We start from the raw sequence: 3,501 nt of genomic DNA, 5'->3' as shown, positions 1-3,501 counted from the left end.
CCCGCCGTAGATGGTCTGGATGCGGCCGTCGGTGAACGCCCGGGCGACCGGGTACTCGGCCATGTACCCGTAGCCGCCGTGGAGCTGGAGGCAGCGGTCGGCGGTGCGCTTCTGCAGCTCGGTGGCCCACCACTTGGCCATCGAGGCGTCCGCCGGGGTGAGCGCGTAGCGGTTGTGCTCGGTGATGCAGCGGTCCACGAAGGCGCGGGTGACGGCGCACTCGGTGGCGAGCTCGGCGATCTCGAAGCGGACGTGCTGGAGCTTGGCGAGCGGCCGCCCGAACGCCTCGCGCTGCTTGACGTACCCGGTGGTGAGCTCCACCAGGTGCTCGGCGCCGGCGATCGCGGAGGCGGCGATGGTGAGCCGCTCCTGGGCGAGGTTCTGCATCAGGTACACGAAGCCCTGGTGCTCCTCGCCGAGCAGGTTCTCCTTGGGGACGCGGACGTCCTCGAAGAAGAGCTCGGCGGTGTCCTGGGCCTTCTGCCCGATCTTGTCGAGGTTGCGGCCGCGCTCGAAGCCGGGCATGCCGCGCTCGACCACCAGCAGGCTGAGCCCGCGCGCGCCGCCCTCGGGGGTGGTGCGGGCGACCACGACCACCAGGTCGGAGAGGATGCCGTTGGAGATGAAGGTCTTGGCGCCGTTGAGCAGGTAGTGGTCGCCCCGGTCGACCGCGTGGGTGCGGATGCCCTGGAGGTCGGAGCCGGTGCCGGGCTCGGTCATCGCGATGGCGGTGACCAGCTCCCCGCTGCAGAAGCCGGGCAGCCAGCGGCGCTTCTGCTCCTCGGTGGCGAGCGAGGTGAGGTACGGGCCGATGATGTCGTTGTGCAGGCCGATCGCCAGGCCGGCGGCGCCGGCGCGGGCGAACTCCTCGGCCAGCACGGCCGCGTAGCGGAAGTCGGCACTGCCACCGCCGCCGTACTCCTCCGGGACGGCGATCCCGAGCAGGCCCTGCCGGCCGGCCGCGAGCCAGGCCGAGCGGTCCACGATGCCGGCCCGCTCCCAGCGGTCGTAGTGCGGCAGCACCTCCTTGGCGAGGAAGGCCCGGACGGTCGCCCGGAAGTCCTCGTGCTCCTCGGTGTAGATGTCGCGTTGCACGGCGCTCTCCTTGTCGGGCCTTATCGGGCCGCGGCGTCCGGGGACGGCGGGGCGGGCGGGGTGTTCCGGAGGGGCCCGGCAGCGGGCGGCGCGGCAGGCGCGGCAGGCCCGGCGGCGGGCCGCGCAGCCGGGCCCGGTGCGGCGGCGGGCGCGCCCGGCGGGTGGGCCAGGGCCGGCAGGCCCCAGTCGCGGGCGACCTCGGCGGTGTCCGCGCCCGGCCGGGACGGCGGGCGGCGCAGCGTCCCGGGGGTGGCGGAGAACCGGGGAGCCGGGGCGGGCTGGGTGTAGCCGTCCGCCTCGACGTACGTGCCGCGGGCCGTCAGGTGCGCGGACGCGGCGGCCTCGCGCATGGTCAGCACCGGCTCGACGCAGGCGTCGGAGCCGGCGAAGACCTCCTCCCACTCGGCCCGGGTGCGGGTGGCGAAGCGGGCGGCGATCAGCGCGCGCAGCTCGGGCCAGCGGGCGGTGTCCCACTGACCGGGTGCGTCCGGGCCGAGCTCCAGCAGCCGGACGAACTCGGCGTAGAACTGCGGCTCCAGCGCGCCGACGGCGAGGTGCCCGCCGTCCTTGGCCGGGTAGACGGCGTAGCAGGGGGCGCCGCCGTCGAGCAGGTTGGCGCCTCGCCGGTCCTGCCACTGCCCGGCCGCGAGCAGGCCCCAGAGCACGCCGGTGAGATGGGCGGCGCCGTCCACGATCGCGGCGTCGACCACCTGGCCGGTGCCGGTCGCCCGGGCGTGGTGGAGGGCCGCGAGCAGGCCGACGACCAGGTAGAGCGAGCCGCCGGCGTAGTCGCCGAGCAGGTTGGCCGGGATGGCGGGCGGCCCGTCCGGGTCACCGATCATGCCGAGCACGCCGGCCGCGGCGGCGTACCCGATGTCGTGGCCGGCCCGGTCGGCGCGCGGCCCGTGCTGGCCCCAGCCGGTCATCCGGCCGTAGACCAGGGCGGGATTGCGGGCCAGGCAGGCCTGGGGGCCGACACCGAGGCGCTCGGCGACGCCGGGGCGGTAGCCCTCGATCAGCAGGTGGGCCCGCTCGGCGAGGTCCAGGACCAGGCCGGGCCCCTCGGGGGCCTTGAGGTCGACGAGGACGGAGCGCTTGTTGCGGTTGGCGACGTCGTGGGCGGGATCGATGCCGAGCGGCGAGGGGGTGGGCCGGTCCACCCGGACCACGTCGGCGCCGAGGTCGGCCAGCAGCATCGCGGCGAACGGGCCGGGCCCGATCCCCGCGAGCTCGACCACCCGGACGCCGGCCAGCGGGCCGGGACTGCTCGTGTCGCGCACTGGCCACTGCCCCTCGGGGTTTGACAGTAAAGCTGTAACACTCGCGATGATAGGGAAGCGACCCGCCGGTAACAAGACCTCCGCGCCGGCCGCGGGGGCGGGGCTCCGACGGGGTTCCGAGGCGGCCCGCGAGCCCTCTCCCCCGAATCGCCCGGGGCCACGGAAGGCCGCGCGACTGTGACGCCCGCTTGACGCGAGCGCTGCAACCGCCGTCACTGATGGTGCGTCAGTACACCGACGGGCAGGCCGTTCCGGCCGTCCCGCGGGCGGAGGGGCGTTGACCCCTCGTCGAGGATGAGGAGAGCGGACGCACATGGTCTTCCCAGGCTTCACCACCGGGCCGGTTCCCCCGGCGTCACCGACCGGCGTCCCGCGCGACCCGGCGCCGGACACCGTCGTCCCGATCTCGGCCCCGGGCACCTCGCCCCTCACGGCCGGCCCGACCCCGAGCCCCTCCCCCGGCCCGGCCCCGACCCTGCCCACCACCCGCTTGGACCGCCCGTACGAGCTCGGCGCCTCGGCCGGGATCGCCCGCCAGATCGCCACCGACCTGGACAACGCCAACGGCAAGGGCGGCAACAACCTCGCCGAGCACGCGAGCGGCGCGGCCGCGAAGATCCGCGGCTTCGCCTTCGGCGGCGCCCTCACCGGCTCCACCGAGCGCTGGCTGCAGCAGTGCAAGTCGCTGCACGACAAGCTCGCCGGCACGGCCGACAAGTTGGACGCCACCCAGCGCAACTACCAGGCCAACGAGCACTCCACGGCCGGCCAGTTCGGCCACTGAGCGCGCGGGCGCCGGGAGCGCCGAACGCAGCAGCACCGAGGACCAGCGAACCGCGAGAGGAATCCAGGGACATGGTGTCCTTCCAGGAACTGCACGAGGCCGACTTCTCCGGCGTCACCGAGACCGCCGAGGCCTGGGCCAACATGGCCAAGGCCCTCGACGGGCTCGACGGCCGGGTGGGCCGGGACCTCACCAACACCCCGCAGCGGGCCGGCTGGCAGGGAGGGGCGGCGGACGACGCGGGCCGGACCCTCCAGACCATCGACACGGACTTCACCCAGGCCGCGGGTGTCGCCCGGGCCCTCGCGGCGATCATCAAGGACGCCGCCGAGGACTTCACCG

General features: G+C 75.1%; 4 protein-coding genes. 2 read left to right on the top strand and 2 right to left on the bottom strand.

Translation table 11 applies throughout. The annotated features are described in order from the left end of the window. Nucleotides 1–1,095: acyl-CoA dehydrogenase family protein (locus MCM47_RS39565; protein WP_238951700.1), on the bottom strand; the 1,095-nt coding region annotated here is incomplete at its 3' end. Nucleotides 1,096–1,115: 20 nt separating this feature from the next. Further along, nucleotides 1,116–2,375 (bottom strand): CaiB/BaiF CoA-transferase family protein, encoded by a 1,260-nt coding sequence (locus MCM47_RS39560; RefSeq protein ID WP_238951699.1) that lies wholly within the window; start codon nucleotides 2,373–2,375, stop codon nucleotides 1,116–1,118. 313 nt (nucleotides 2,376–2,688) lie between these two features. Here MCM47_RS39560 and MCM47_RS39555 point away from each other — a divergent pair, with 313 nt between their 5' ends. Both MCM47_RS39555 and MCM47_RS39550 read left to right on the top strand, forming a co-directional pair. After that, a complete protein-coding gene (locus MCM47_RS39555; protein WP_238951698.1) occupies nucleotides 2,689–3,159 on the top strand; it encodes a WXG100 family type VII secretion target in 471 nt (156 codons plus the stop codon). A 71-nt stretch (nucleotides 3,160–3,230) separates the two neighbouring features. Further along, nucleotides 3,231–3,501 (top strand): hypothetical protein (locus MCM47_RS39550; RefSeq protein ID WP_238951697.1); only part of this gene is annotated, 271 nt, incomplete at its 3' end.

Source organism: Kitasatospora sp. A2-31, assembly GCF_022288725.1.
GTDB lineage: Bacteria > Actinomycetota > Actinomycetes > Streptomycetales > Streptomycetaceae > Kitasatospora.
This window is presented reverse-complemented; position numbering and strand designations above follow the sequence as displayed.

Excerpts from the sequence above, each read along its gene's own strand:
- MCM47_RS39555 (WP_238951698.1), top strand. The coding sequence starts at position 2,689 with ATGGTCTTCCCAGGCTTCACCACCGGGCCGGTTCCCCCGGCGTCACCG.